The following is a 25,551-nucleotide window of genomic DNA, read 5'->3' as shown; positions in this document are numbered from 1 at the left end:
CTTTTCACTTTTTAACATCACCTACTAAAACAAAAAAATTAAATTTAAAAATAGAAGGAAGTTTTTAATGAAAGTTTTAATAAACAAAAATATGCTTGAAAGCATAGTAACAAATACAAATCCATATCTTGAAAAAAGAGATCTTAGTGCTATAACTTCTCATATTTATATCTCAGCAAAAGATGGTGTTTTAAATATAAAAGCAACTGATCATGAAATAGGTCTAGCATATAAGCTAAGTAATGTAAAAATAGTTGATGAAGGTTACGCAACTGCAAATGGAAAAAAACTACTTGACATTATAAAAAGTCTAAAAGATGAAGAAGTGATGTTAGAAACTGTAAATAACTTTCTTTATATAAAACAAAAGAACTCAAAATACAAACTTCCAATGTATAAATTTGAGGATTTTCCAGAATTTCCAACGATTGAGGGTAAATCAAAATTTGATGTTGACGCTGTTATGTTAGGAAGAAGTTTAAAGAAAATTTTACCAAGTATTGACAGCAATAACCCAAAATTTGAACTAAACGGAGCTTTTCTTGATATTAAAAAAGACTTTATAAATATCGTTGGTACTGATACAAGAAGACTTAGTGTATTTAGATTTCAAACACCAACTGAAAAAGAATTTTCACTTATAATCCCTAAAAAAGCTATCAATGAAATACAAAAACTATTTTTTGACAAGATAGAAATTTACTATGATGAAAATATATTAATCGCTCAAAGTCAAAATTTTGAATTTTTCACAAAACTTATAAATGGCAAATTCCCAGACTATGAGCGTGTTATACCAAAAGAGGTAAGAAAAAGGCTTCAGCTAAGTAGAGATAAGATGATAGAGGGCATAAAAACTATCTCTATGCTAAGTGATACAATGAAAATATCTTTTGCAAAAGACAATATAACATTTGAAAGTGTTATAGAAGATAACTCTGAAGCAAAAACTACGATAGATTATCAAACTGGTTTAGAGCTTGGAGATGAATTTTTCATAGGTATAAAAAATAGATATTTACTTGACTTTTTAAGTAGCATCGAGGATGAAAATTTTGAGCTTGGATTTAATGAAAGCTCACTAGCATTTGTTGTTAATTCAAAAGAATTAACAACAGTAATAATGCCGATAAATTTATAAGATAAGGCAAGATTATGGAAAATAATTACGGCGCAGAAAATATTAAAGTACTAAAAGGGCTTGAGGCGGTCAGGAAGCGCCCAGGCATGTATATAGGTGATACTAACATAAGTGGTCTTCACCATATGATCTACGAAGTAGTTGATAACTCTATCGACGAAGCTATGGCTGGATACTGTGATACGATAGATGTTGAGCTTACACGCGAGGGCTCAGCGATCATCAGCGATAATGGCCGTGGTATCCCAGTAGATATGCACCCAACTGAGAAAATTTCAGCTGCGACTGTTGTTCTAACTGTGCTTCACGCTGGTGGTAAATTTGATAAGGATACTTATAAGGTCTCCGGCGGTCTTCACGGCGTTGGTGTATCTGTCGTAAATGCCCTTTCTAAAAAACTAGTCGTAAATATTAAACGTGATGGTAAACTTCATAGACAAGAATTTGCAAAAGGTATCCCGCAAAGCGATCTTGAAGTTATAAAAACTACAAACCGTACAGGCACACAAGTCGAGTTTTGGCCAGATGATAGCATATTTGAAGTGACTGAATTTGATGATGAAATTTTAGTAAAAAGATTTCGCGAGCTAGCATATTTAAACCCAAAGATAACTATAAATTTTAAAGATCAAAGAAACGGCAGAAGTGAGAGCTTTCATTTTGAGGGCGGACTTGAGAGCTTTGTAACTGATATGAACAAGGCAAACGCTGTTAGCAAAGCAGTCTCATTTAGTGGCGGAGAAGATGATGTTATGGTTGATTTTGCACTGCTTTACAATGACACTTATAGTGAAAATTTACTAAGCTTTGTAAATAACATAAAAACTCCAGATGGCGGTACACACGAGGCTGGCTTTAGAGCGGGCCTTACAAGAGTTATCACAAACTACGTTTCAGCAAACGCTGCTGCACGTGAAAAAGATACAAAAATAACTGGCGAAGATATCCGCGAGGGACTTATTGCAGTTGTGAGCGTAAAGGTGCCAGAGCCGCAGTTTGAGGGACAAACAAAGGGCAAACTAGGCTCAAGCTACGTAAAACCGATCGTTCAAAAGATGGTTTTTGACGTACTTACAAAGTATTTTGAAGAAAATCCTATCGAAGCAAGAGCGATAATGGAAAAAGCTCTAATGGCTGCACGTGGTCGCGAGGCTGCTAAAAAAGCAAGGGATCTAACTCGCAAAAAAGAGAGCATGAGCGTAGGCACACTCCCTGGTAAACTAGCTGATTGTCAGAGCAAAGACCCAGTCATTAGCGAGCTATACTTAGTGGAGGGCGACTCTGCGGGCGGTTCTGCAAAGCAAGGACGTGATAGAGTTTTTCAAGCGATATTGCCACTTAAGGGTAAAATTCTAAACGTTGAAAAGGCAAGACTAGATAAAATTTTAAAATCTGATGAGATAAAAAATATGATAACAGCGCTAGGCTGCGGCATTGGAGATGAATTTGATGCTGAGAAGCTTAGATATCATAAGATTATCATCATGACCGACGCCGACGTCGATGGTAGCCACATCCAGACACTGCTTTTAACATTCTTCTTTAGATTTTTAAATAAAGTTGTAGAAAACGGCCACATCTACCTAGCTCAGCCGCCACTTTACCGCTATAAAAAAGGTAAGAAAGAAATTTATCTAAAAGATGAAAAGGCATTAAACGAATTTCTTATCGAAACTGGCATCGAGAGCGTTGATATAGAGGGCATTGGCAGTGCGGATTTGATTGATTTCTTAAAGATCGTTGCAGCTTATAGAAGCGTCTTAAAAGAGCTTGAAAAACGCTTTAACGTCCTTTCGGCGATCCGCTATATGATAGAAAATCCAGACATCGTCTCAAAAAGCTACAATGAAATTTTTGAAATTTTAAGAGACTTCTTAAAAGCTGAGGGTCACAACATCCTAAACCACTACGTTAGCGAAGATGAGGTTAGAATTTATGTCCAAACTGAAAGTGGTCTAGAAGAGCTTGTGGTAAATGAAAATTTATTTACAAATCCACTCTATGAAGAGGCACTTTACATCAGCCAAAAGATAAAAGAGCGCGGCCTAGACTTGCATAGTGACGTTATAGACGTGCTTGATGAAGTAGAGAAAAATGCGAAAAAAGGTGCATATATCCAGCGTTATAAAGGTCTTGGTGAGATGAACCCTGAGCAGCTTTGGGAGACTACGATGAACCCTGAAAATAGAAGACTTTTAAAGATCGATATAAACGACGCTATAAGTGCTTCTGATACGTTTAATCTCTTCATGGGCGATGAGGTCGAGCCAAGAAGAAACTACATCCAAGATCACGCAAAAGACGTTAAACACTTGGATATTTAAAAGAAAAAGGATAAAAGATGAGCGAAGAGATGAAATACGGCGAGAAAATTTTAAAAGAATTTGACGTAGAGAGTGACCTTGAGGTCTGGGAAAATAAGCAAACAAGGGACTATGTCATAAAGATCACTCTGCCTGAGTTTTGCTGCCTTTGCCCTCGCTCTGGTTATCCTGACTTTGCGACGATATATCTTGAGTACATCCCAAACAAGCTGGTTGTCGAGCTAAAAGCGATAAAGCTTTATATAAATAGCTTTATGAACCGCAACATCAGCCACGAAGATAGTATAAATGAAATTTACTCAGTTTTAGAAAAAAAACTTGAGCCTAAATTTATGAAGATAGTGGGCGACTTTAACCCACGTGGAAATGTTCATACGGTTATTGAGATCAGCTCCGATCTAGTTGTAAAAAAGCCAGTTGAAGAGAAAGAATTTGCTCCAAAAAGTAGGGAGAGAAGCTTTAGCGATAAGCCACGTGAGAGACGAAGTACAAGTGATCGTGGTAATAGAGGCAGCAGAGATGATAAATTTAAAAAAGATAACAAGCCAAGAAGAAGCTCAAACAAAGAGGGCTTTAGAAAGATAAGCTATGCCGATGATAAGAAGCCAAAAGTAGTCAAAAAGGATAAATAATGATAAGTGCTAAGCTTATAGAACATATCTTTAAAGCAGCATCTATATCACGTTGGAACGACTATCCAAAGATGACAAATTTAGTCGAGCTTGATAAGCAAGCTCATAAATTTATCATCGCTTATTTCATAGCAAAACAAGAGCAAGACGCCGATATGAACTATATCATTGAGGCTGGAATTTTTGAGTTTTTAAGTAGGGTTGTGGTCACAGACATACGACCAGATGTCTTTCATCACATACAAAAGACAAAAAAAGAGCAGATAAATAGCTGGGTCTTAAGCAACCTAGAGGGGCTGATCTCAGAGATCGAAGATGGCAAATTTTTAGAGAGATTTAAAAACCACTTTAAAAATGATAAAAAGCATGAAAAAGAGCGCCTCATCCTAAAAGCAGCCAGCTATCTTGCCACTAGGTGGGAATTTTCTATCGTCTATCAAACGAGCCAATTTTTAAGCGATATCGACGAGCTTAAAGCCAAGGTTGAGGAGGAGATGGAGGATTATTACGAGTTAATTGGCGTTAGAAAGATCGCTATGAATCAAAAATTAGCCCGCCTTGTTGATCTAAGTGGCAGGCTAAGGTTTCAAAAGCGCTGGGCACAAACGCCTCGCATCCCTGAAACTGCGGTCTTAGGACATATGCTAGTAGTTGCGATACTTAGCTATTTTTATTCACTCAAAGCAAAAGCTTGCAAAAAACGCCTAGAAAATAACTTCTTTTGTGCACTATTTCACGACCTACCAGAGAGCCTCACACGCGACATCATTAGCCCTGTAAAGTACGGCGTAAAGGGGCTAAATGAGATCATCAGCGAGTATGAGATGAGGCTTATTGATGAGAGGATTTTGCCATTTGTGCCTGAAAAGATCAAAGATGAGTTTAGCTACATCCTTGGCATCAGAAAAGATGGCGAGAAATTTATAAAAGATGAGTTTGAAAATAGAACTTATGAGCGCAAAATCATCTGCCACGAAGGGACGATGGAAAACGTAAATGAGGATAAATTTAATCCGATCGATGGCAAAGCGCTAAAATACTGCGACAAGCTCTCAGCTTACATAGAAGCTGGAATTTCTATAAGCTATGGCGTCAAGTCAAAAGAGCTAACTGATGGCTTTAATAATATGTATAAATTTTTTAGTGAAAAACCTAAGATTGATGGAGTGGACTTTTTAGAAATTTGTGATGATTTTAATGAGCATTTTGGTTTAGAAAGACCCCCTCTCAGATAACTGCGGCACACACTTAATACAAGTGCTCTGCTGTGTTCCCACCCTGAAGCGGTGCTCATAAAAAGCATTGCACAGGTCTAAGAAGGAGCTTCGCAATCATACAGAAACTATACTTAAATTTTGTTTTATAGTTACATTTTTAAAAATTTAGCTTTAAAAGTATATAATCAGCCAAAATTTCACAAAAAGTAGAGTAATGTCTGGAAAGTTTAAACTTCGTTTTTTATCAGCTTTTAGAGATTTTTTTATCTATCATCACAAATCTTTAGAATTTCGTGCCAAAATTTTTGCCGCTATGATCTCCGCTAAATTTGACCCAGACGAAGATGATTTTTTTGTTTTAAATGACATTACAAATGAAATTTATGAAAATGACCAAACCAGAAAAGACTTTTTGATCCAAACTGTTAAAGAGTATGTAGCAAGAGTTAAAAGAAACGATAGAATCACACTTGATGCACTACTTTTAAGCATTGATAAAGACCTAAAAGATCACAAAAGATACGCCAAAAAGATAGATTTTTCTCACCTTCGTCGCTTGATGAGTGGCTGTGAGGAAGAAATTTTAGTTCAGCAAAGAGTTTATGAGTTTTTAATAAATGAAGTCAAACTCTATTCTTAAGATTATCATTCATTTTAAATTTTTAATCATCAACTAGCATAAAATTATTTCTTCATCTGAATAGCAGTCTGAATCATCTCATCACTTGTTGTGATACTTTTTGCACTAGCCTCATAAGCCTTTTGTGTGACTATAACCTCACTTAGCGCTTGACCAAGATCGACATTACTCATTTCAAGTTTATTTGCAAGAATTTGTGAGCCATAAATGGTCTCACCAGCTTTATTTTTATAAAAAAATGCTTCACCTGAATTTGGAGTTGCTTCATAGAGATTATCACCCACTTTTGCCACACCTTGCTCATTTTGGAAGTGAAATAGAGCTATTTTTGCAACTATAAATGAGCGAGAATTGTCAAAATTTGCCATGATATTTCCACGATCATCGACGCTATATTTTGTGAGATTTCCTTCAGCGTAGCCATCTGCTTTTATGACAAAGTCTTTTTTTGAATTAGCCGAGCTTGTTATGCCATTATAAACATTTGCATCTCCATCGCCAAGAAAATTTAAAGCTACGTTTCCAACGCTTGTTAATGTATTTGTAACAAGTCTGCCGCTACCATCAAAAGTAAGTGTTCCCATAGCTGTATTTTGTACAACACCATTAGCATCAGTTATCGTAGCTGTGGCATTCCAGATAGTTTGATTGCCACCTTGAGGGATTTGCTTTGTAAAATTTATAGTTACTAAGCTCTTTGTACCATCACTGTTATATATCTCTGAGCTTAGTTTTTCTTTATTAGCTACTTCAACTAGTGATGTAACTTCAGCTTTTACATCTAAGCTAGCAAAATTCATAAATTTTAGGCTTTTATTGTTTATATGCCAGCTGCCATCGCTCTCTAGTGTGGTTGAAAACTCACTAATTTTACCATCACCGTCTTTTACTTTTACCACTACGCTATCACCTGCTTTTGCACCAAATCTTGTCTGACTTAGCGGGATTTGCCCATTTAGTGAGATAGTTTTGTTTGTATTATCGAGTGTATAATTAAAATTTGCCGCATCAATGGCTGTCGTTCGTTTATCTGTTATAAGGCTTGAGTCTAGGTTACCTTTTAAATTTATATTTTTTGTTTGCTTGGCTGGCATATATAAAAAACGAGGTAAATTTATGCCTTTTTGTGAGCCAGTATCGCCTAGTTTTAGATCCTCTTCTTTTGTAGTAAATGCCTGCGTGGTACCTTTTGTTTGACCATATTTTCTAAGAGCATTTGCACTTGGAGTAACTGGAGTAAAACTTGTTAATGTACCAAGAAGCAAGTTGCCTTTATTATCTACTAAATTTCCAGCCCCATCTATATCAAAGCTACCTGTTCTTGTATAGTAGTTTTTGCCATTTTTATCAACGACACCAAAAAAGCCTTTACCACCTATGGCTAGGTCGAAGTTATTATCAGTATTTTGAAAACTACCATTTGTCATCTTTAAAGCTGTCGTTTGTTTCGTAGCTCCAAGACCTACTTGATTGTTAGTTGGACCACTTCCAGCGGAAGCCATATGTTGATTGATTAAATTTTTAAACTCAGGGATTGAAGCTTTAAAACCTACGTTGTTGATATTTGAGATATTATTTGCCCAAACATCCATGCCAAAGCTTTGTGTTTTGATGCCACTAATTCCGTTGTAAAAACCTCTCATCATGGCTTTTATCCTTCGTAAAATTCAGATATTTTATCCATTGGGACATATTCGCCTGCGATTTTTATCATGGCTTTGCCGTCTACAAATTTTACTGCCTCAACCGGATAGCTACCTACTTGAGTCTTGTATGAATTACCATCTTTTCCAGTGTAATTAACAGATACTGTATATGCGCCGTTTGGTAATTGTTTTCCAGAATCATCTTTGCCATCCCAAGATATTCTGCGAACTCCTGATTTTAGATCTTTTATATCGATTGAACGAACGACCTCTCCATTTGCATTTTTAATTTCAAGCTTGCCATTTGCAAGATCTGATTTAAAATAAAGTGCAAAATTTACAGTTTTTTGCTCATCTGTTAGTAAAACTGAGTTTGAACCAGTTGAGACCATTTTGCCAAGAGCTGATATAGCGTAGGCATTTGCATTTGATTTTAATTGATTTACAAGCTCTTTCATAGCTGAGTTTGTATTTTGTTGCATCTCTAGTGATGCTAGTTGGCTAGTTTGTGTGAGCATCTTTTCAGTATCCATAGGGCTTGTTGGGTCTTGATACTGAAGCTCTGTTAAAAGTAGCTTCATAAATGCATCTTTATCTAGCTGCGCATTTGGGTTAGTTCCTGTACCAGCTGCCGCATCTTGCTTTGCTTTTGCCTTTTTCTCGGCGTTTTTTTGTTGTGTTGTTTGTGTAGTTATATCTGAAACTGAAGCCATGATCTCTCCTAAATATATCTTGGTATTACTAGCTCAAGCAAGCTTTGTTCCGCTTGAGTGTTTTCGCTCTCATCGCTTTGATTTGAGCTATATTTATTCTTTGCTTGTTCTTTTTTATCTTGTCTTTGATTTTGATCTGAGAAATTCATCTCAAGCTCGGTAAATCCCATATTCACAAGACTATTTTTAAACTCGGCTTGATTTTGCAAAAAGAGATTCATTGTAGCCGTGGTTGAGTTAAAATTTACATGTAAGTTGTTGCCGCGATTTACCATTGTGATCTCGACCTCGCCTAAATTTAGTGGATTAAGCGTTATGTTAAAACGAGTGATCGGAGCTTTGTAATTTTGCACCTGCTCTTTTAGTGTAGAAGAGAAGTTACTAAGCGTCTCTTTTATATCAGCCTTTGTTTGAAGCTGGTGTTTGGCGCTACTAGCGATATCTTTTACCATTTGATTTAGTTCTGATTTATTATCGCTGTTAAATGTCTCCTCGCTTGGCTCAGGCTCGCTCATCTGCTCTCTTTCTGGGAAGAGTAGCGACTCGAGAGTTGGGGCTTTTTGTGCCTTTTGCTCGTGTAAATTTACCTTTACTTTAGGCTCTTTTAGCTGCTCCTCTGGCTCAACATCCACTATCTCATCATCAAGCTTTACTTCACTATCTAGCTTTTTAGACTCTTCTTTGACTAAATTTTTAGTTTCATTAGTTGGATTTGCCACTACCTCTTTTAACAAAGTATCAAGCTTTACGACCTCTTTTGGTTCATTTTTGATGATAGTTTGCTCGACTTCATTTTTTAGCTCTTTTAGGTAAAAAGGCTTCTCTTCGGTCTTTATCGGTGTGAAAAATTCTTTCTTGCCTAAATTTTTAAACATCTCATTTAGTTTTGGCACATCTTCGTTTGAAATTTCTATATTTTCAAGGCCAAGATCAAATTTCTTAGCAAGGTCGATAAGATCGCTAACGCTTTTAACATTGCTAAGCTCTTCGACGTTTTCAGGCACACTTAAGAAATTTGCTATTTTGTCGCTGAAATTTGGAAATTTACTTACTTTTTCATTGCCGTTTAGAATTTCTAAAACTTGCAAAAGCTGCATGAAATTTGCATTTTCATAAAGCTCATTTTTTGTATTTTCGTCTAAATTTTCTTCAAGTGCAGTTGAAATTTTTGCCGCGCTTTCGCTTTGAGATTTTTGCAGTGTCTCTTTTTGAGTAGTAACCGTTTTTACTATCTCTTTGACATCTTTTTCAGTGATTTTTTGGCCGCTATTTGCCTTACTCGCAGCTGCATCTAAAACCATCGACAAAAATTTGCCATTGTTTTGAGATTTCTTAGAAACAGATGGCTTTTTACCTCCGGCAGGAGCTAGCAAATCTACGTTGTTTTTCGCTGTATAAGCTTGCATTTAAACCTTTCAAATTTTTAAACTTAATGCCAAGCATGCAAAATCTATTCCAAAAATTAATTTCTTGATATCAGCTTAAAATTTATAAAAATTTGGCTATAATCTGCCCCTATTTTAAAACTAATGAAGCGAAAATAGCAAACTAATAAACGGAGAAAACTTTGGAAAAGATACGAAATATAGCCGTCATCGCACACGTCGACCACGGTAAAACAACAATGGTTGATGAGCTTTTGAAGCAGTCAGGAACATTTAACGAACATCAAAGCGTTGGCGAACGTGTTATGGATAGCAACGACATCGAAAGAGAACGTGGCATCACGATCCTTTCTAAAAATACTGCTATTCGTTACAAAGATACAAAGATCAACATCATCGATACTCCGGGCCACGCTGACTTTGGTGGTGAGGTTGAGCGCGTTCTTAAGATGGTTGATGGCGTTTTGTTACTTGTCGATGCACAAGAAGGCGTTATGCCACAGACTAAATTTGTCGTTAAAAAGGCGCTCTCTTTGGGGCTTCGTCCAATCGTTGTCGTAAATAAGATCGATAAGCCAGCAGGTGATCCAGACCGCGTTATAAATGAAATTTTTGACCTTTTTGTAGCACTTGATGCAAATGATGAGCAACTAGAATTTCCAGTTGTGTATGCAGCTGCGAAAAATGGCTATGCTAAGTTAAAACTAAGTGATGAGAACAAAGATATGCAACCACTTTTTGAGACTATCTTATCTCACGTACCAGCTCCAAGTGGTAGCGACGAAAACCCACTTCAGCTTCAAGTTTTTACTCTTGATTATGACAACTATGTCGGCAAGATTGGTATTGCAAGAATTTTTAACGGTAAGATCGCTAAAAACCAAAATGTTATGCTTGCCAAAGCTGATGGTACAAAGACAACTGGTAGAATTTCAAAGTTAATTGGCTTTATGGGTCTTGAAAGAACCGATATTAACGAGGCTGGCACTGGCGATATCGTAGCGATCGCTGGCTTTGACGCACTTGACGTTGGCGATAGCGTCGTTGATCCAAATAATCCTCATCCGCTCGATCCTCTCCATATCGAAGAGCCAACACTTAGCGTTGTATTTTCTGTAAATGATGGCCCATTAGCAGGTACTGAGGGCAAACACGTCACATCAAATAAGATCGATGAACGCCTTGCAAATGAGATGAAGACAAATATTGCCATGAAATACGAAAACATCGGTGAGGGCAAATTTAAAGTAAGTGGCCGTGGCGAGCTTCAGATCACTATCTTGGCTGAAAATATGCGCCGCGAGGGGTATGAGTTTTTACTTGGCAGACCTGAGGTCATCGTAAAAGAGATAAACGGTGTAAAATGCGAACCATACGAGCTTTTAGTTATCGACGCGCCTGATGATACGACAGGCACAGTCATAGAAAAACTAGGCAAAAGAAAAGCTGAAATGGTCTCTATGAACCCAACAGGGGATGGCCAAACAAGGATCGAGTTTGAGATACCAGCGCGCGGGCTTATCGGCTTTAGAAGCCAATTTTTGACTGATACAAAAGGCGAGGGCGTTATGAACCACAGCTTTTTGGAGTTTAGACCACTTAGCGGTACCGTCGAGCATAGAACAAATGGTGCTCTAGTTTCGATGGAAAACGGCGTAACGCTTGCCTATTCGCTATTTAACTTACAAGATCGTGGCGTGCTTTTCCTTGATCCGCAAGCAAAAGTTTATGTGGGTATGATCATCGGTGAGCACAGCCGTCCAAACGACCTTGACGTAAATCCTATCAAGGGTAAAAACCTAACAAACGTGCGTGCAAGCGGTAGCGACGATGCGATCAAGCTTGTCCCACCTAGAAAGCTAAGCCTTGAGCGCGCGCTAGAGTGGATAGAAGATGACGAGCTAGTCGAGGTTACGCCTATAAATATTCGCGTTCGCAAGCGCTATTTAGACCCAACAGAGCGCAAAAGAAAAGCAAAACTCTAATCAAAATTTGTCATCTAGCCCCTTTACAAAGGGGCTAATAATTAAACTCTAAAAACAGCAAATAAATTTATATAAATTTCTCATATCTTTTTTGCATTATTTATTTAAGTTGGCTTTGCTTAAGACGATTAAAATTTATCAATCTTAAAACTATTTATACTTTAAAATACCATACTTACTTTTCTATTTTTACTTTTAATATAATCAATATGAAAATGCCTAGTTTATGCTAAAATCGGCGAAAATTTAAAGGGAACCGATGAAAAAACTAAAATTTATCTTTGCTCTCGCCGCGGCGTTTATTTTTAGCGGCTGCTACGAGACGACGCTGCTTACGCGCGTACCGATTTCCGCGCTTGTTTCGGACAAAGGCTCGGACGTGAAATCCACGATCGTGCTAACGGATATAACGCCGCAGACGCACGTTACGAAAACGGTAACGGACAACGTGCGGGTTTTTGTCCCGGACGCTAAATTTAAGGATTTTCCGACTGGAGAAACCGCCTATGAGATGAGTGTTAGCGCCGGCAAGGGTGAAAAGGGCGGCAAAAACTCGGATAAGCGCGCCGTGCGGATATATCTAAGCCAAGACGGCGACGTCTACGGCAAGCTTAGTAAAAACATGCTCGAGCAGTACGCGGGCGCGGCGAAGCAGAAAATGGAGCCGACGCTAAAAGCGGCGATCAAATTTGAAAACGATACGAACGGCTTTTATGAGCTGGTCGTGGGCAACGAATTTAAGGCTAGCGACGAGGCGCAGACGGGCGGCGTTTATACCTTGGCGCCTGGGCAGGTTACGGGGGCTATCTGGGCGGATAGCATGGCGATAAATGCGGCGATCGCGGGCAAAGCGGTCAAAATCGGCACTCTAAAAAAAGCGGCGAAATGAAAAGCGTAAAAATCGGCTTCATCGGCGGCGGAAATATGGGTGGTGCGATGATAGAGGCGCTTTGGCGCACTCAGTGCGGTGAGGCTAACTCGGGACGAAGCTCGGCTGAGGAGGAGCGAAAATTTGACGGCGGCAGCGAGGCGCAAAGGGCGGAAAATTTAGCGCAAACGGTTAAAAACGCGAGTCAGCGCGAATGCGAAAAAGAGGCAAAATTTGAAATCCTAGCCTGCGCCAGAAGCAAAAACGAAGCCTTGCGGCAGAGATTCGGCATAAAAATAGCCGCGAGCGAAGCGGATCTAGCACGCGAAGCGGACGCGGTCGTGCTGGCTACTAAGCCCGCTAGCTACGAGGCTATCTTGCGCCTGATCGCGCCCGAGCTTGCGGGCAAAATTTTGCTTCTTTTGGCGCCGGGTTTTGACATAAAGCGCGCTAGGCAAATCGTAGGCGAGGGCGTTTATATCGCTCGCGCGATGCCAAACGTCGCAGCCAGCATCGGCGCGTCTGCTACGGCTCTTTGCTTTGACGCTGGATTTAGCGAGGCTAAGAAAGAGAGCGTACGCGAGATAATCGCTAAAATCGGTAAAATTTACGAGATAGACGAGGCCTGGTTTGCCGCATTTACGGGCATCGCGGGAAGCTTGCCGGCGTATGCGTGCGCCTTTATCGAGGCTGCGGCCGATGCGGGCGTGCGGGGTGGACTACCTAGGCGGCTTTGCTACGACGCCGTCTGTGCGGCGATAGAGGGGACGGCGCGTCTGATCCAAAGCGGCAAGCACCCGGCCGCGCTAAAAGACGAGGTCTGCTCGCCGGCGGGAACCACGATCGAGGGACTTGCCGCGCTTGAAAACGGCGGATTTCGCGGAGCTTTGATGCAGGCCGTCGCCGCTTGCATCGCCAAAGCGAGGGGTTAGGTAAATTTAAAGGATAAAAATGAAAGTCTTATTATTTGCGCTACTTGCGGCGATAAATTTATTCGCTAGCGAGTCTGTCCTTTCGCCATTGCTGGCCGCAGATACGCTAGAAAAGCTCAAAAAATGCAAAAATCCCGACCTAAACGCTACCAAAGAGTGCGTGCAAGCGGGCATGGTGGCCGCTAACTTAAAGCAAGACTACGGCGCGGCGGAGGGGCTATTTAGTCTAGCCTGCGCCAAAGGAGACGGCGAGGGCTGCTTTTATCTGGGCGAACTTTATAAAAATAATCTAGTAAAAGCCGCGGATAAGAGCGAGCGCGAGACTAAGATTAGCGCGTATTACAAGGCTAGCTGCGTCCTTTACGAGTATTTGCCCGGTTGCTTGGCGCTAGTAATTTTATCCAAGAAGAGCTGGGCGACGAGGTGCAGTCGTTTGCGATAAACAATACCCTATGCAACAAAAAATACGCTCCCGGATGCTACAACGTGGGCTGGATGATAGAGCGAACGGGAGGCGATATAGGCGAGATGATGGAGTATTACGAGCGCTCGTGTAAGCTAGGCTACGTAGGCGGCTGCGCGAGAGCGGCGTGGCTGTATGAGGGAAATTTCAACGAAAACAGATACGAGCAAGTAAAAAAAGACGCGAAAAAGGCAAAGCAAATGCGAAAAAAGGCGTGCGAGCTAGGCGATAAGCAAAGCTGCTAGATTGATAGTAAGGCATTTTGATAAAAATTTTAAAACGATAAAATGCTAGAAAGTCTTAGCATAGCCAGCAATGTAGAGTAGTAGTTTTTAGCATATTTTTAAATTCTGTAAGAAGTTTACTAATTTATATTTTTAAGTTTATAAAAACTTTGCCATACTTTTTTATAGTAGTTAGTGAAGTAAAGTTAAATTTTTACTTCACTAGACTCAAAAGTAAAATTTTTACAGAGCTTGTGTTTGCTTATACTTTTAATCATTAAGACAATCAATAAAACTCATTGATAAATTTTCTTCTAAATCTTATTTTTAACAAAAGCAAATATTAATTTTCTTAAATAAAGCTAAATATAATAATGTAGTTTTAAGCCATTAGGTTATAAGATTTTTTTAAATTTTATTTTTAAGGATTGCAACATGAAAATGCTATTTTTAGCCCCTGCCTTAGCATGTAGTCTTGCTTTTAGTGCCGATGTCATCGCAAAAGATGCCAATATAACGCTAGATGGCAAGATGATCGGAAAGATCGAGGTTTTAACGCCAGTTGAGGTTATAGAAAAAGGTGAAAAGACGAGCAAGATAAAGGTTAATGGTGTAGTTTCAACGAACTATTTAGCCCAGCTTCAAAGAAGCATAGAAGATCCGGAAGTTTTTATTGCTTTTAATGATGAAAGTGGGACAAATTTTAAAAAAGTAAAAGATATTGAAGATGAGTATGGCGAAGTATGGTACCAAGCAGAGGGCGTTTACGAAGTGCCAAATGACGCACTTGGTGGCGATACAAAAAAGCTTTACGTAAAAGCACAACAAATTTACGAAGAGACTTGTTCCGCATGTCATAGGCTTCATGAGCCAAATAGCTTTACAGCGGCTCAGTGGCCAGCAAATTTAGCTGGAATGGTCGATGCAAAATTTGTAGCACTAGACGAAACTGACCTAAATTTAGTGCTCAAATACTTACAACACAATGCCAAAAAAGTAAAATAAATTTTTCATAAGGGAGAAAATATGAAAAGACGAGATTTCATAAAATTTTCTGCGCTTGCAGCCACTGCGGCACAAGCGAACAGGATTGAAGGTGTGACAAAAACCATTTTTGACCAAAAGAAAACTTTTGGAGCAAATAGATTTGGTCTATTTTGGGCAAATACCAACTCAAATCAAATCGTCTCTGTTGATCCATTTGATGGTGATAAATTCCCAAATACAATGAATAATAGCTTGCCAGATCTCATCCAAAATGAAAGTCGCGTACTCTATCCGTACGTAAGAAAAAGCTACTTAAAGGCAAAAGGCGCGGCAAAAAGTGAGCTTCGTGGCAAGGAAGAATTTGTGCGTGTTAGCTGGGATACGGCACTTGATTTAGCTGCAAAAGCCTTAAAAGAAAATTTTGACAAATATGGCCCTGAGAGCATCTACGGCGAATGCTATTGGTGGGGCGGTAGCGGTAAGATCAGCTGGGGTAGGACTGTTGGCCACAGGATGCTAAAAGTGCTTGGTGGATACGTTGAAGAGAGCGGCGACTACTCAACAGGCGCTGGTCTTGTCATCATGCCTCACGTCCTTGGAAATAGTGCGGTTTATGACGCTCCTACAAAATGGGAAGCTATGGTTAAAAATGCTAAGAACATCGTATTTTGGGGTACTGACCCGCTTGTAACTGGTCAAATTTCATGGCAGCCACCAACACACGATGGTTATCTTGGCATAAAAAAGATAAAAGATGCTGGCATTAAAACTTATAGTGTTTGCGTCTTTAAAAACGACACCACAAGATATCTTGACTCTGAAACTATCATCGTTCGTCCAAACACCGACGTAGCAATGATGCTTGGCATGTGCCACTATCTATATGAAAACAAGCTTTATGATGAGGAATTTATAAAAAAATACACAGTTGGTTTTAATAAATTTAAAGATTATTTGCTTGGTACGAATGACAAAGTGGTAAAAGATATAAACTGGGCTAGCAAGATTTGCGGTGTAAAAGCTGAAGATATCGCTAAATTTGCTACCGTACTCGCGAAAGAGCCAAGCACTATCATTGCTGGCAGATCTCTTCAAAGACAAGATCACGGCGAGATGGGCTTTTGGGGTATCGTAACACTTAGTGCGATGCTTGGCCACATCGGTAAAGAGGGTCTTGGATTTGAGTTTAACCTCTACTACGGAAACGGTAGCACTGATAAGATAGCACCTGCTCTAAAAGGTATCAGCACTAGGATAAGCGAGAAATATGAAAACGTAGATGGTGCTCCATGGAAGAAATTTAAAAACGTAACCATCCCATCTTCAAGATCAATCGAAGCTTTGCAAAATCCTGGCAAAGAGATAGACTATGATGGCTCTAAGATCAAACTTCCACACATGAGAGTGGCTTACATGGCGTCTGGATCGATGTTTACAAGGCATCAGGACGTAAATAATGCCGTAAAAGCATGGCGTAAATTTGATACTGTTATCACAGCTGAGCCGTTTTGGACAAGCACAGCTAAATTAAGCGATATCGTCTTACCAGTGGCACTTGAAGTCGAGAGAAATGACATCAACCAAAGTGTCCCATCAAGCGAATACATCGTGGCATACAAACCAGTAGTTGAGCCAATGGGAGAAAGCAGAAGCGACTACTGGATATGCTCACAAATTTGCAAACGCTGGGGTAGAGAAGAGGTCTTTACAGAGGGCAAAGATGAGCTTGGCTGGGCAAAAGAATTTTACGCAGATGCGGTGGAACAAGCCAAGGCACTAGATCTTAAAATGCCAAGCTTTGATGAGTTTTGGAAAGAGGGCTATGTTAAATTTGACAAAGACAATGAAGAGACAAAATACTACACAAGACTTAGTGCATTTAGAGAAAACCCACACAAAAATCGCCTTGGCACGCCATCAGGCAAGATAGAGATCTACTCTCCAACTATTGCTAAATTTGGCTACAAAGACTTTGCCCCACACTTTGCTTGGATCGAGCCGTTTGAGTGGCTTGGTAGTGAAAAAGCTAAGAAATATCCATTTAGCATCACAACCCCTCACTCAAGATACCGCTTGCACTCTCAGCTAAATAATTCAATAATCAGAAACTACGCTGAAGTGAGCGCAAGAGAGCCGATGCTAATAAACATAAATGACGCTAAGAAAAAAGGCATCGCAACTGGTGATGTGGTGAGAGTTTTCAACGACAGGGGCGAAATTTTAGTAGGAGCGCTTGTCACTGACATCATCCCAGAGCGTGTCATCGCTATTTGCGAAGGTGCATGGTACGATCCTGAAGTGCTTGGCGAAAAGAGCCTTTGCAAGCACGGTTGCATCAATGTCCTAACACGCGACAAAGGCACATCTAGTATCGCTCAAAGCAACTGCGGGCATACGATACTAGCTGATCTTGAAAAATATAAAGGCGAGATCAAACCAATAACTGCCTTTTCTAAACCAAAAATTTTACAATCTTTGTAGAATTTATATAAATTTAGCCCTCGTTTGGGGGCTAAATTATTTTTAGGTCATTTATATCTTCAAATTTGATCCTAGTTTTTACAACCATAAGAGTTTTATTTTTGAAATTTACGTCAGAGATTAGTCCGCTAGCACTTGTATAAGTGTAGCCGTCATGATAGCTCACATATACTTCATCAGCTGGTCTTAGCTCGCTTATCTTTTTTAAAATTTCATCGACTTTGCTCTCATCAAGCTCTAGTTTTTCGCATTTTTCTCGCTCTTTTTGTCGTAAGGCTCGCTCTAAGGTTGAGAGAGGATTAAACGAGCTAAAAATTTTCGCTCTATCTTTACTCGCCACTTTTGTGCCCTCCGATCTTTTTATTTCGATCTTGCCCAGTGGCTTCTGGTAGTAGATCGATCGCTCTTAAAACCGAGTTTTTACCAAATTTTTCTTTTATGAGATTTAGAGATTTTAAAACAGCCTTTTCTTTAGTATCATCCTCAAAAAGACTAGAGTGAGCGAGGCTCTCTTTTACTACGTCGTTTGCACTGATGCTAATTTGCCTAATCAGCCCAACATTTTTTATCTTGTTTAAAAGTAGCTCTTCGGCCAAACTCATCAGCACGCTTGAGACATTTGTTGGTGTCTTAAACCTAACGCTTGCACGCTGTAGTGGCTCAAGCTTGTCGGCAAATTTTATATTTATCGTTATTCCACTTGCCATTACTTCTTTGTTGATCATCCTAAGCGCTAGCCTATCAGCCATCTCTTTTAGTACGACTACCGCCTCACAACGCTCGTAGTCTCTTGGTAAAATTTCAGAGCTAAAGTAGGATTTTGTACTTGGTTTATATGCTTTTATATCAGCTATTGTCGTTGGCTCTATGCCATTTGCGTGATCTATCGTTATATAGGCATCAACTCCAAAAAATTTCTCAAGCAAGCTTCGCGGAGCATTTGCTATATCTTTCATACAAAAAATCCCATGTTTTTCCAGCTTTAGCCTAGTTTGCTTACCGATACGCCAAAAGTCATCTAGTGGTTTATGCGTCCAAAGACGTTCTTTATAAAGCTGCTCGTCTAAAAATGCAATCCCATCATCACTGTGCTTAGCCAAGATATCAAGGGCGATTTTTGCGAGGTATAAATTTGTACCCATGCCACAGGTGGCCGTCACGCCAGTAGTTTTTAAAATTTCATCCATTATCTTTTTGGCTATGAATTTTGCATCGGTATTATAAAATTTAACATAAGAAGTAAGATCGATAAAGGCCTCATCGATAGAATAGACATAGATATCATCTTTTGAGACATACTTTAGGTATATCTCATAAATTTTAGCCGCATAGTCGATGTAAAACTGCATTCTAGGTGGTGCGATGATAAATTTTATAGCCTTTGGTATTTCAAAAAGCCTGCATCTATTTTTCACACCTTTGGCTCTAAGAGCTGGGCTAACGGCTAGGCAAACACTTCCGTTGCCGCGACTATCGTCAGCCACGACTAGATCGGCTTTAAACGGATCAAGACCTCGCTCCACGCACTCAACTGAGGCGTAAAATGACTTTAGATCAATGACGGCATAAAATTTTTGTGCTTCGTTTTTCATGGCGTGATTATAGATGAAAATTAGTAAAAGTTCGTTTTTGAAAAATTGATCTTAAAGCTAAAATTTCTAATAAAAAATTTTTTAGAAACAAAATAAGTAAAATGGATAAATTTTACTAGTGGAGCCAGAGCAAATGCAACGCACAACGAAGTTAATATAATTGGCTCTACTATTGAAAAAAGCGGACAATCAGGTGTTTATGGTGGTTTAACAGATAGAGGTGATGTAAATTCTATCAAAGTAAAAATAAAAATGGCAAGTCTATGCTTGGGGCTTTTGCTATACCAATAGATGTGACTTTTAAAATGAATGACTTTATGAGCGACTCAATGGGGGCTATTGAGCTTGATCTAAATGCACTAGAAGTTGCAAATTTGTTTGGCACATCTCATCTTGCTAAATATGCATTTGCTGATGACTTTGGTTATAAAAGCGACGTATATCAGCCAGCATACGAAAGCGATGAAAAAAAACGTGATCAGTTTTGCAAATGTAAATGGATTTAAAGCAGACTATGATGAGAGCGGCATTGATCTAAAAGGTGTTGGCTTATCAGCTGGTGTAGCATTTAGTGCAAAAGAGAACATTTATGGAGCTTTTATTGAGAACTCATACGCTAAATTTGATAACAGCGATGAAGATGCCAAAATAGATGGTAGAGTTAGAAATTATGGATTTGGTATTTTTTCAAGGCTAAATTTACCACGTGATTTTTATATCGATCTCATGGCAAAAGCTGGTAGGAGCCAAACTAAGGTTGATGCAAAAGATGTAGATTATAAAATCTCAATGCCATATTATAATGCCAGCTTTGGCGTCGGCAAAAAGATAAAATTTGATAGTTTTATATTTGATAGTGGGCTAAACTACGCACTCTCTTATGTCGGTAGCGATGAGGCAGATATCGGACAAAGCACATTAAAATTTAGCAGCGTTACATCAAGTAGAGCTAAAATTTACTCAAAAATAGCCTATGATGCTGGTAAATTTAATCCTTATGGAAAAATTAGTGCCGAGTATAAATTTAATACAAAATCAAAAATAGCAGTGATCCAAGAAGACGAGGAGATCAGCCTAACCCAAAAAGGCACAAGCTCATAGGTTGAGGTTGGTCTAAGATATATGCCAACTTATGCAACACTCATAAATTTTGGCATAGCACAATCTTTTGGTAAAAAAGATCAAAGCAGCGTAAAACTTCAGTTTGCTTATAGATTCTAAAATTTAGTGGCTTTTTGGCCACTAAATTTACTTATTTTTATAGATTTATCCGTAAATTTTCTTTAAATTTTCAAGCTTTGTGCTAGCATTTAGTAGTAACATATCGGCGATAACTAGCCTTATCATCGCGGTTGTAACGACGCTTCCTCGTATGCCTATACAAGGATCATGTCTACCCCTTAGCTCAAAGTCTACCACTTCGCCAGCTAAATTTAGCGTCTTTTGCTCTTTAAATATCGAAGGCGTAGGCTTAAAATGGCTCTTTAACACGATCTCAGCGCCGCTACTTATACCGCCAAGTATGCCACCAGCGTTATTGCTCAAAAAGCCAAGTTCGTCCATCTCGTCGTTGTTCGCTGAGCCAAGCATAGAGCTTACATTCACGCCAGCACCTATCTCAACGGCCTTTACACCATTTATGCCCATCAAAGCCGCTGCTAAAGCGCTATCTAGCTTATCATAAAGTGGCTCGCCAAGACTAGCTGGCACTCCTATAGCCATACTTAAAACCACAGCTCCTACGCTATCGTGCTCGCTTCTAGCTTTATTTACAACTTCTTTCATCGCTTCCTCGTTGCCAAGAGCGTAAATTTGAGAATTTTTAGCAAAATTAAAGTCTATTTTGTCGCTAAAAGTTTTGCCTATACCAAGTACTCCACTTAAAATTTCTATATTAAACTCATTTAAAAGCAGCTGCGCAAAAGCCCCACCTGCTACTCTAACAGCCGTTTCTCTTGCACTTGAGCGTCCGCCGCCTCTGTGATCTCTAAAACCATATTTTTTGAAATATGTAAAATCAGCATGACCAGGACGGAAAATTTCACGTAAATTTTCATAGTCGTTTGACTTTTGATTGTTGTTAAAAATGGCAAAACCTATCGGCGCTCCAGTACTCATGCCATCAAAGACGCCGCTAAAAATTTCTATCTTATCGGCTTCATCTCTTGCGGTTGTAAAATTGCTTTGTCCAGGTCGACGCTTGTCAAGCTCACTTTGGATGAAATCTGTATCGATCTTTAGCCCAGCTGGAAGTCCGTCTATTACGCCACCGATCGCCACCCCGTGGCTCTCGCCAAAGGTTGTTAAGGTTAGTTTTTTGCCAAATGTATTCAAAATTTTTCCTATTTTTTGATTTTTTCTAGTGCGATTTTTGCAGCTAGCTGTTGGGCTTGCTTTTTGGAGCTGCCAACGGCACGTGAAATTTCTTTGCCATTTAGTAGCAAGGCTATCTCAAATTCTTTCTTGTGATCAGGACCTGACGTGCCGATGAGTTCGTATGTCGGGATGACACCAAGACTGGCCTGAGTGACCTCTTGAAGAGCGGTTTTGTAGTCCTTTTCGAGGTGTGCAAAGTCGATCTGTGGATAGCAAAGTTCAAGCAAAGCGATCGAAATTTCTCGCACTTTATCAAGTCCAGCTTCAAGGTAGATAGCACCCATCACTGCCTCAAATGCATCGCTTAAAATGCTATCTTTCTCGCGTCCGCCATTGTTTTCTTCAGCCGTACTTAGCCTTAAAAATTTACCCATTTTTAGATGCCTTGCCATATTTGCAAAGCTTTTTTCATTTACAAGTGCGGCTCTTAGCTTACTCATGTCGCCCTCTGCAATCTTGCTAAATTTTTTAAAAAGATATTCAGCCACGAGTAGATCCATCACCGCATCGCCCAAAAACTCGAGCCTTTCGTTATTTAACGCCTGTTTGGTGCTCTTGTGCGTTATCGCCTCTTCTAAAAGTTCAGTTTTTTTAAATTTATATCCAAGATTCTTCTCAAATTCTTCTAAAATTTTCATCTTTCATTCTCATCTTTTATTTTTAATGCCTCATCTCTTGCCATCTGGTCGCATTCCTCGTTTTCAGGGTGTCCAGCGTGCCCCTTAACCCAGCTTGCCACGACTTTGTGAGGCTTTGAAATCTCTAAATACTCTTGCCAAAGCTCTACATTTTTTACATTTTTAAAATTTCTCTTTTGCCAGTTAGAAAGCCACTCATTTATACTATTTACCACGTATGAGCTATCGGTAAATAGTCTCACTTCACAAGGCTCTTTTAGCGCTTTTAGCCCCATTATCGCAGCTTTTAGCTCCATTTGGTTATTTGTCGTGTATGCTTCTCCGCCGCTTGCTTTTTTCTGCGCTTCGTTAAATCTCAATATATATGCCCAGCCACCAGCTCCAGGGTTTCCAAGGCACGAGCCATCGCTAAAAAGTGTTACTATCTTCACTTGGTTTTTCTGTGATGTGGGATAAAATTTTGACACTTCCTAGCTCGTGACAGACCGGACAGCGGTAAAAGTGCATAGGAAATGAGTTTTTGCAGCTTTTGCAAACGTAGTTAAAGCTTAATCCTGCTGCATCAAATTTAGCGTCTTTTAGTTTTTTGATGACGTTTAGCTCAAAACCATAAATTTCGCAAGGCTCATCTATATCGCCCTTTGCGTAAAAGAGTGATTTATATTTTGGATCGCTTAAATTTATAGGCGTTTTTAGATTATAAAGCAGATCGATCACATCTTCAAAACGAGCAAAATCTTTTAAATTTTCTAAATTTTCATTGTGTCTTATGAAAAGGGCTAAGATCATACGTTTTAAAAGCTCAAAATTTTGGCTAAGGTGCGAGAGAATTTCTACCTTTTCATTAAAACTTAAATTTCTATCATCAAGCGTGCTGATCGCCTTTATATAGGCCTTTTGATCTTTTACATTTACACCAAGTTCTTCAAGAGAATTTAGCGCATAAAGGGCTTCTTTGTAGTTTTTAAGTTTTTCATCTATCATCGTTAAAAAGCGAAGTGCAAGCACATTTCTTGGACTTAGTTCAAGCACTTTTTCAAAGACTTCGCTAGCTTTTTTTAAAAATCCAGCCTTAAAATAGACCTCTCCAAGCTCGTTTAGGATAAATTCTTTTTCATTTTTATCTCTAACTTTGCCAAGTGCTATGAGATAAACACTAATTGATTTTTCAAAATCACCATTTTTAGCAAAAGTTTGCCCTAGCATGCAAAGGCTTTGGGCGTCTATCTCTGGGCTTTGTAGCATCTGTTTATGCTCGCTACTTATGCCATCTTTGCTATCAAATTTTCTTATAAATTTTTCAATGCGTTTTTTCTCATCTTTGCTCGAAAAGATACCCCAAGCATAGCTTAATGCGGCTATCATCAAAATAATGCTAAATAAAATAATAAGGCTAAATATCGGATCTCTATGCCCAATAAAAAAAATATCCACGCTCATACTTTGTAATAAAATTTTACTTTAATTATAACAAAGCGGTTGTATAATTTTGCTTATGATAGATCCAAAATCCATAGAAAAGCTCAAAAATCAAATCGATATCGTTGACATTATAGAGCACTATTTGCCAGTTAAAAAAATGGGTGCAAACTACAAATGCGTCTGCCCATTTCACGATGATAGAAATCCTAGCATGAGCATAAGTCAAAGTAGGCAAATTTTTCACTGTTTTGCTTGCAAGGCTGGTGGAGATGCGATCAAATTTGTAATGGATTATGAGAAATTAACCTATCCAGAAGCTATCGAAAGAATAGCTAGCCTTGTAAATTTTAGCCTTGAATACACAAGCGACAAAGCCCCAACACAAAAAGAAAATAAGCATATTTTAGAAAAGGCAAATGCCTTTTATAGGAGCGAATTTTTCAAGCATGAATCCGCTGTGAGATATATCTATTCTCGTGGCATAAATGATGCAATGATCGAGAAATTTGAGCTTGGCTGGGCAGGGGAGAGCGCTAGTACCATTAGGCTTTTACAAAATGAAAATATCGAGCCAAAAGAGGCGCTTGAAGTTGGCATAGTAAAGCAAAACGAGAAGGGAATTTATGCTAGTTTTATCGAGCGTATCACATTTCCAATATATGCGCACACGGCAAAACTAGTTGGCTTTGGCGGTAGAACGATCTCAGATCATCCTGCAAAATATGTAAATTCTCCACAAAGCATGGTTTTTGACAAGTCAAAGCTACTTTACGGCTATCATTTAGCTAGACAAAGCATTTTTGAAAAAAAGCAGATTATCATCACAGAGGGATATTTAGATGTTATCATGCTGCACTTTGCAGGCTTTACAAACGCTGTTGCCGTGCTTGGGACTGCACTTACGACTAATCACTTACCGCTTTTAAAAAGAGGCGAGATAAGCGTAGTGCTTTGTTTTGATGGTGACTCGGCTGGTATAAATGCCGCCATAAAATCATCTCGTCTTTTAGTGCAAAACGAAATAGATGGAAGCGTTGTTATTATAAAAGATGGTGCAGACCCTGCGGATATGGTATTTGCAGGTAGAAGCGACGAGCTAAAAGAGATGTTTGGTTCTGGGACTGAGCTTGGCGAGTTTTACATTGAGCAAATTGTAAAAAAATATGATATTACACGCCCAGTACAAAAGCAAAAATGTTTAGAAGAGATAGTGGAATTTACGAATTCTCTAAAGCCAATAATCGCAAAAAGCTACGAATTACTGGTCTCAAATTTACTCAAAATAGAGCTAAATACTTTTAGCCTTCATGGACAAAGATATATAAATAGACAAGATCAAAATTTTACAAATGCTACAACAACAAATAAGCAAACGGCTCAAAAAAAAGATAAAACTGATATTTTGGAATTTAGTGTTTTAAAGAGTATGCTAGCAAATAAAAATTACGAAGCTATCGTTTTAAACGAGCTTGAGGAGAAATTCTTCTTGCACCATAAAGATTATTTTCAAGCTGTTTTATTGCCAAATATTGAAGATAATGCGGTGCTTGTTAGAGAAATTTATGTTGATGAAAGCTCAAACGTAGCTTCTAGTGAAGATAGCCTTAAAGAGGCCATTTTAAAGCTAAAGCTAAAATACTATGAGAAGTTTCGCGAAGATACTAGAAAATCACAAAAACCAAATAAAATCGAAATAATGCAAAAAATTTCAGAGATTATTAAAGGCTTACACAACAAACTACAAAAAAATTAGATTTAAAAATTTAACACTTATTCAGCTTTAAATCATAAAACTAAATGTAAAATGTTCAAAGTAATAAATGTTTTTAAGATTAGTTTTATTTTTAAGGATTTATTATGATAAATTTTAAAAGATTTGAGGCGA

24 protein-coding genes and 1 other RNA gene are annotated in these 25,551 nt (G+C 38.8%); 15 read left to right on the top strand and 10 right to left on the bottom strand.

Translation table 11 applies throughout. The features are described 5' to 3' along the window. Positions 1 to 67: 67 nt before the first annotated feature. Genes dnaN through F3G69_RS06710 form a run of 4 tightly spaced genes read left to right on the top strand, consistent with a single transcriptional unit; the run spans position 68 to position 5,332 of the window. On the top strand, positions 68 to 1,141 hold the full coding sequence (gene dnaN, locus F3G69_RS06725; protein WP_149714777.1) for a DNA polymerase III subunit beta: 1,074 nt from the start codon (positions 68 to 70) through the stop codon (positions 1,139 to 1,141). Positions 1,142 to 1,155: 14 nt separating this feature from the next. After that, positions 1,156 to 3,465: a DNA topoisomerase (ATP-hydrolyzing) subunit B gene (gyrB, locus tag F3G69_RS06720; protein WP_149714776.1), complete on the top strand. Its 2,310-nt coding sequence runs from the start codon at positions 1,156 to 1,158 to the stop codon at positions 3,463 to 3,465. A 17-nt stretch (positions 3,466 to 3,482) separates the two neighbouring features. Then, a complete protein-coding gene (gene queF, locus F3G69_RS06715; protein WP_223155888.1) occupies positions 3,483 to 4,097 on the top strand; it encodes a preQ(1) synthase in 615 nt (204 codons plus the stop codon). Then, complete coding sequence (locus tag F3G69_RS06710) at positions 4,097 to 5,332, top strand: HD domain-containing protein (protein WP_107793677.1); 1,236 nt, start codon at positions 4,097 to 4,099, stop codon at positions 5,330 to 5,332. Before queF ends, F3G69_RS06710 begins: the two co-directional genes overlap by 1 nt. Here the strand turns inward: F3G69_RS06710 and ffs are convergent. Continuing rightward, positions 5,319 to 5,416: signal recognition particle sRNA small type (gene ffs / locus F3G69_RS06705), an RNA gene on the bottom strand. The genes F3G69_RS06710 and ffs overlap by 14 nt on opposite strands. 112 nt (positions 5,417 to 5,528) lie before the next feature. Between ffs and F3G69_RS06700 the strand changes: the two genes are divergently transcribed. Continuing rightward, a complete protein-coding gene (locus F3G69_RS06700; RefSeq protein WP_072595304.1) occupies positions 5,529 to 5,954 on the top strand; it encodes a hypothetical protein in 426 nt (141 codons plus the stop codon). 44 nt (positions 5,955 to 5,998) lie between these two features. On the opposite strand, the gene F3G69_RS06695 is transcribed toward F3G69_RS06700, so the two are convergent. The 3 genes from F3G69_RS06695 to F3G69_RS06685 are packed head-to-tail and all read right to left on the bottom strand — an operon-like array spanning position 5,999 to position 9,719. After that, positions 5,999 to 7,600, bottom strand: a complete 1,602-nt coding sequence (locus tag F3G69_RS06695; RefSeq protein ID WP_223155887.1) for a flagellar hook protein FlgE — start codon at positions 7,598 to 7,600, stop codon at positions 5,999 to 6,001. Positions 7,601 to 7,605: 5 nt separating this feature from the next. Continuing rightward, positions 7,606 to 8,313, bottom strand: coding sequence for a flagellar basal body rod modification protein (locus F3G69_RS06690; RefSeq protein ID WP_021090228.1), 708 nt, complete (start codon positions 8,311 to 8,313; stop codon positions 7,606 to 7,608). A gap of 8 nt (positions 8,314 to 8,321) precedes the next feature. Next, entirely contained in the window at positions 8,322 to 9,719 is a 1,398-nt protein-coding gene (locus tag F3G69_RS06685) for a flagellar hook-length control protein FliK (RefSeq protein WP_149714775.1), read from the bottom strand. Positions 9,720 to 9,880: 161 nt separating this feature from the next. Between F3G69_RS06685 and typA the strand changes: the two genes are divergently transcribed. The 7 genes from typA to F3G69_RS06650 all read left to right on the top strand — a co-directional run bounded on the left by typA (position 9,881) and on the right by F3G69_RS06650 (position 17,638). Next, positions 9,881 to 11,683: a translational GTPase TypA gene (gene typA, locus F3G69_RS06680; protein WP_149714774.1), complete on the top strand. Its 1,803-nt coding sequence runs from the start codon at positions 9,881 to 9,883 to the stop codon at positions 11,681 to 11,683. Between the two features lie 448 nt (positions 11,684 to 12,131). After that, positions 12,132 to 12,572: a ubiquitin family protein gene (locus F3G69_RS06675; protein ID WP_223155886.1), complete on the top strand. Its 441-nt coding sequence runs from the start codon at positions 12,132 to 12,134 to the stop codon at positions 12,570 to 12,572. Next, a complete protein-coding gene (gene proC / locus F3G69_RS06670) occupies positions 12,569 to 13,483 on the top strand; it encodes a pyrroline-5-carboxylate reductase (RefSeq protein ID WP_149714772.1) in 915 nt (304 codons plus the stop codon). Before F3G69_RS06675 ends, proC begins: the two co-directional genes overlap by 4 nt. Positions 13,484 to 13,502: 19 nt before the next feature. After that, entirely contained in the window at positions 13,503 to 13,925 is a 423-nt protein-coding gene (locus tag F3G69_RS06665) for a hypothetical protein (RefSeq protein ID WP_149714771.1), read from the top strand. Then, a complete protein-coding gene (locus F3G69_RS06660) occupies positions 13,907 to 14,191 on the top strand; it encodes an SEL1-like repeat protein (RefSeq protein ID WP_188115344.1) in 285 nt (94 codons plus the stop codon). Before F3G69_RS06665 ends, F3G69_RS06660 begins: the two co-directional genes overlap by 19 nt. Positions 14,192 to 14,605: 414 nt before the next feature. Beyond that, complete coding sequence (locus F3G69_RS06655) at positions 14,606 to 15,175, top strand: hypothetical protein (protein WP_107788732.1); 570 nt, start codon at positions 14,606 to 14,608, stop codon at positions 15,173 to 15,175. Positions 15,176 to 15,196: 21 nt separating this feature from the next. After that, positions 15,197 to 17,638, top strand: a complete 2,442-nt coding sequence (locus F3G69_RS06650; protein WP_149714769.1) for a molybdopterin-dependent oxidoreductase — start codon at positions 15,197 to 15,199, stop codon at positions 17,636 to 17,638. 31 nt (positions 17,639 to 17,669) lie between these two features. On the opposite strand, the gene F3G69_RS06645 is transcribed toward F3G69_RS06650, so the two are convergent. Beyond that, complete coding sequence (locus F3G69_RS06645; protein ID WP_149714768.1) at positions 17,670 to 17,978, bottom strand: YolD-like family protein; 309 nt, start codon at positions 17,976 to 17,978, stop codon at positions 17,670 to 17,672. Beyond that, positions 17,968 to 19,230 (bottom strand): Y-family DNA polymerase, encoded by a 1,263-nt coding sequence (locus tag F3G69_RS06640; RefSeq protein WP_149714767.1) that lies wholly within the window; start codon positions 19,228 to 19,230, stop codon positions 17,968 to 17,970. Before F3G69_RS06640 ends, F3G69_RS06645 begins: the two co-directional genes overlap by 11 nt. A 263-nt stretch (positions 19,231 to 19,493) precedes the next feature. Here F3G69_RS06640 and F3G69_RS09305 point away from each other — a divergent pair, with 263 nt between their 5' ends. Together F3G69_RS09305 and F3G69_RS06635 are read left to right on the top strand one after the other, a co-directional pair. Beyond that, the gene (locus F3G69_RS09305) at positions 19,494 to 19,736 is read left to right on the top strand and encodes a hypothetical protein (protein ID WP_188115343.1); all 243 of its coding nucleotides are present in this window, start codon (positions 19,494 to 19,496) and stop codon (positions 19,734 to 19,736) included. Next, a complete protein-coding gene (locus F3G69_RS06635) occupies positions 19,693 to 20,331 on the top strand; it encodes an autotransporter domain-containing protein (RefSeq protein ID WP_188115342.1) in 639 nt (212 codons plus the stop codon). Before F3G69_RS09305 ends, F3G69_RS06635 begins: the two co-directional genes overlap by 44 nt. Positions 20,332 to 20,496: 165 nt before the next feature. Here F3G69_RS06635 and aroC read toward each other — a convergent pair whose 3' ends face one another. Genes aroC through F3G69_RS06615 form a run of 4 tightly spaced genes read right to left on the bottom strand, consistent with a single transcriptional unit; the run spans position 20,497 to position 23,684 of the window. Further along, positions 20,497 to 21,564 carry a chorismate synthase gene (gene aroC / locus F3G69_RS06630; protein WP_149714765.1) on the bottom strand — a complete coding sequence of 356 codons (1,068 nt, stop codon included), beginning with the start codon at positions 21,562 to 21,564 and terminating at the stop codon, positions 20,497 to 20,499. An 8-nt stretch (positions 21,565 to 21,572) separates the two neighbouring features. Beyond that, positions 21,573 to 22,244: a ribonuclease III gene (rnc, locus tag F3G69_RS06625; RefSeq protein WP_149714764.1), complete on the bottom strand. Its 672-nt coding sequence runs from the start codon at positions 22,242 to 22,244 to the stop codon at positions 21,573 to 21,575. Beyond that, on the bottom strand, positions 22,241 to 22,675 hold the full coding sequence (rnhA, locus tag F3G69_RS06620; RefSeq protein ID WP_021090299.1) for a ribonuclease HI: 435 nt from the start codon (positions 22,673 to 22,675) through the stop codon (positions 22,241 to 22,243). Before rnhA ends, rnc begins: the two co-directional genes overlap by 4 nt. Then, a complete protein-coding gene (locus tag F3G69_RS06615; protein WP_223155511.1) occupies positions 22,653 to 23,684 on the bottom strand; it encodes a tetratricopeptide repeat protein in 1,032 nt (343 codons plus the stop codon). Before F3G69_RS06615 ends, rnhA begins: the two co-directional genes overlap by 23 nt. A gap of 55 nt (positions 23,685 to 23,739) precedes the next feature. On the opposite strand from F3G69_RS06615, the gene dnaG reads away from it, so the two are divergent. Continuing rightward, positions 23,740 to 25,419 carry a DNA primase gene (gene dnaG / locus F3G69_RS06610; protein WP_149714763.1) on the top strand — a complete coding sequence of 560 codons (1,680 nt, stop codon included), beginning with the start codon at positions 23,740 to 23,742 and terminating at the stop codon, positions 25,417 to 25,419. Positions 25,420 to 25,551 lie beyond the last annotated feature (132 nt).

The organism is Campylobacter concisus (assembly GCF_902460625.1).
Classification (GTDB): Bacteria; Campylobacterota; Campylobacteria; order Campylobacterales; family Campylobacteraceae; genus Campylobacter_A; species Campylobacter_A concisus_AD.
This window is presented reverse-complemented; position numbering and strand designations above follow the sequence as displayed.

Excerpts from the sequence above, each read along its gene's own strand:
- dnaN (WP_149714777.1), top strand. The coding sequence starts at position 68 with ATGAAAGTTTTAATAAACAAAAATATGCTTGAAAGCATAGTAACAAAT.
- gyrB (WP_149714776.1), top strand. The coding sequence starts at position 1,156 with ATGGAAAATAATTACGGCGCAGAAAATATTAAAGTACTAAAAGGGCTT.
- queF (WP_223155888.1), top strand. The coding sequence starts at position 3,483 with ATGAGCGAAGAGATGAAATACGGCGAGAAAATTTTAAAAGAATTTGAC.
- F3G69_RS06710 (WP_107793677.1), top strand. The coding sequence starts at position 4,097 with ATGATAAGTGCTAAGCTTATAGAACATATCTTTAAAGCAGCATCTATA.
- F3G69_RS06700 (WP_072595304.1), top strand. The coding sequence starts at position 5,529 with ATGTCTGGAAAGTTTAAACTTCGTTTTTTATCAGCTTTTAGAGATTTT.
- F3G69_RS06695 (WP_223155887.1), bottom strand. The coding sequence starts at position 7,600 with ATGATGAGAGGTTTTTACAACGGAATTAGTGGCATCAAAACACAAAGC.
- F3G69_RS06690 (WP_021090228.1), bottom strand. The coding sequence starts at position 8,313 with ATGGCTTCAGTTTCAGATATAACTACACAAACAACACAACAAAAAAAC.
- F3G69_RS06685 (WP_149714775.1), bottom strand. The coding sequence starts at position 9,719 with ATGCAAGCTTATACAGCGAAAAACAACGTAGATTTGCTAGCTCCTGCC.
- proC (WP_149714772.1), top strand. The coding sequence starts at position 12,569 with ATGAAAAGCGTAAAAATCGGCTTCATCGGCGGCGGAAATATGGGTGGT.
- F3G69_RS06665 (WP_149714771.1), top strand. The coding sequence starts at position 13,503 with ATGAAAGTCTTATTATTTGCGCTACTTGCGGCGATAAATTTATTCGCT.
- F3G69_RS06655 (WP_107788732.1), top strand. The coding sequence starts at position 14,606 with ATGAAAATGCTATTTTTAGCCCCTGCCTTAGCATGTAGTCTTGCTTTT.
- F3G69_RS06650 (WP_149714769.1), top strand. The coding sequence starts at position 15,197 with ATGAAAAGACGAGATTTCATAAAATTTTCTGCGCTTGCAGCCACTGCG.
- F3G69_RS06640 (WP_149714767.1), bottom strand. The coding sequence starts at position 19,230 with ATGAAAAACGAAGCACAAAAATTTTATGCCGTCATTGATCTAAAGTCA.
- F3G69_RS09305 (WP_188115343.1), top strand. The coding sequence starts at position 19,494 with ATGCTTGGGGCTTTTGCTATACCAATAGATGTGACTTTTAAAATGAAT.
- F3G69_RS06635 (WP_188115342.1), top strand. The coding sequence starts at position 19,693 with ATGAAAAAAAACGTGATCAGTTTTGCAAATGTAAATGGATTTAAAGCA.
- rnc (WP_149714764.1), bottom strand. The coding sequence starts at position 22,244 with ATGAAAATTTTAGAAGAATTTGAGAAGAATCTTGGATATAAATTTAAA.
- F3G69_RS06615 (WP_223155511.1), bottom strand. The coding sequence starts at position 23,684 with ATGAGCGTGGATATTTTTTTTATTGGGCATAGAGATCCGATATTTAGC.
- dnaG (WP_149714763.1), top strand. The coding sequence starts at position 23,740 with ATGATAGATCCAAAATCCATAGAAAAGCTCAAAAATCAAATCGATATC.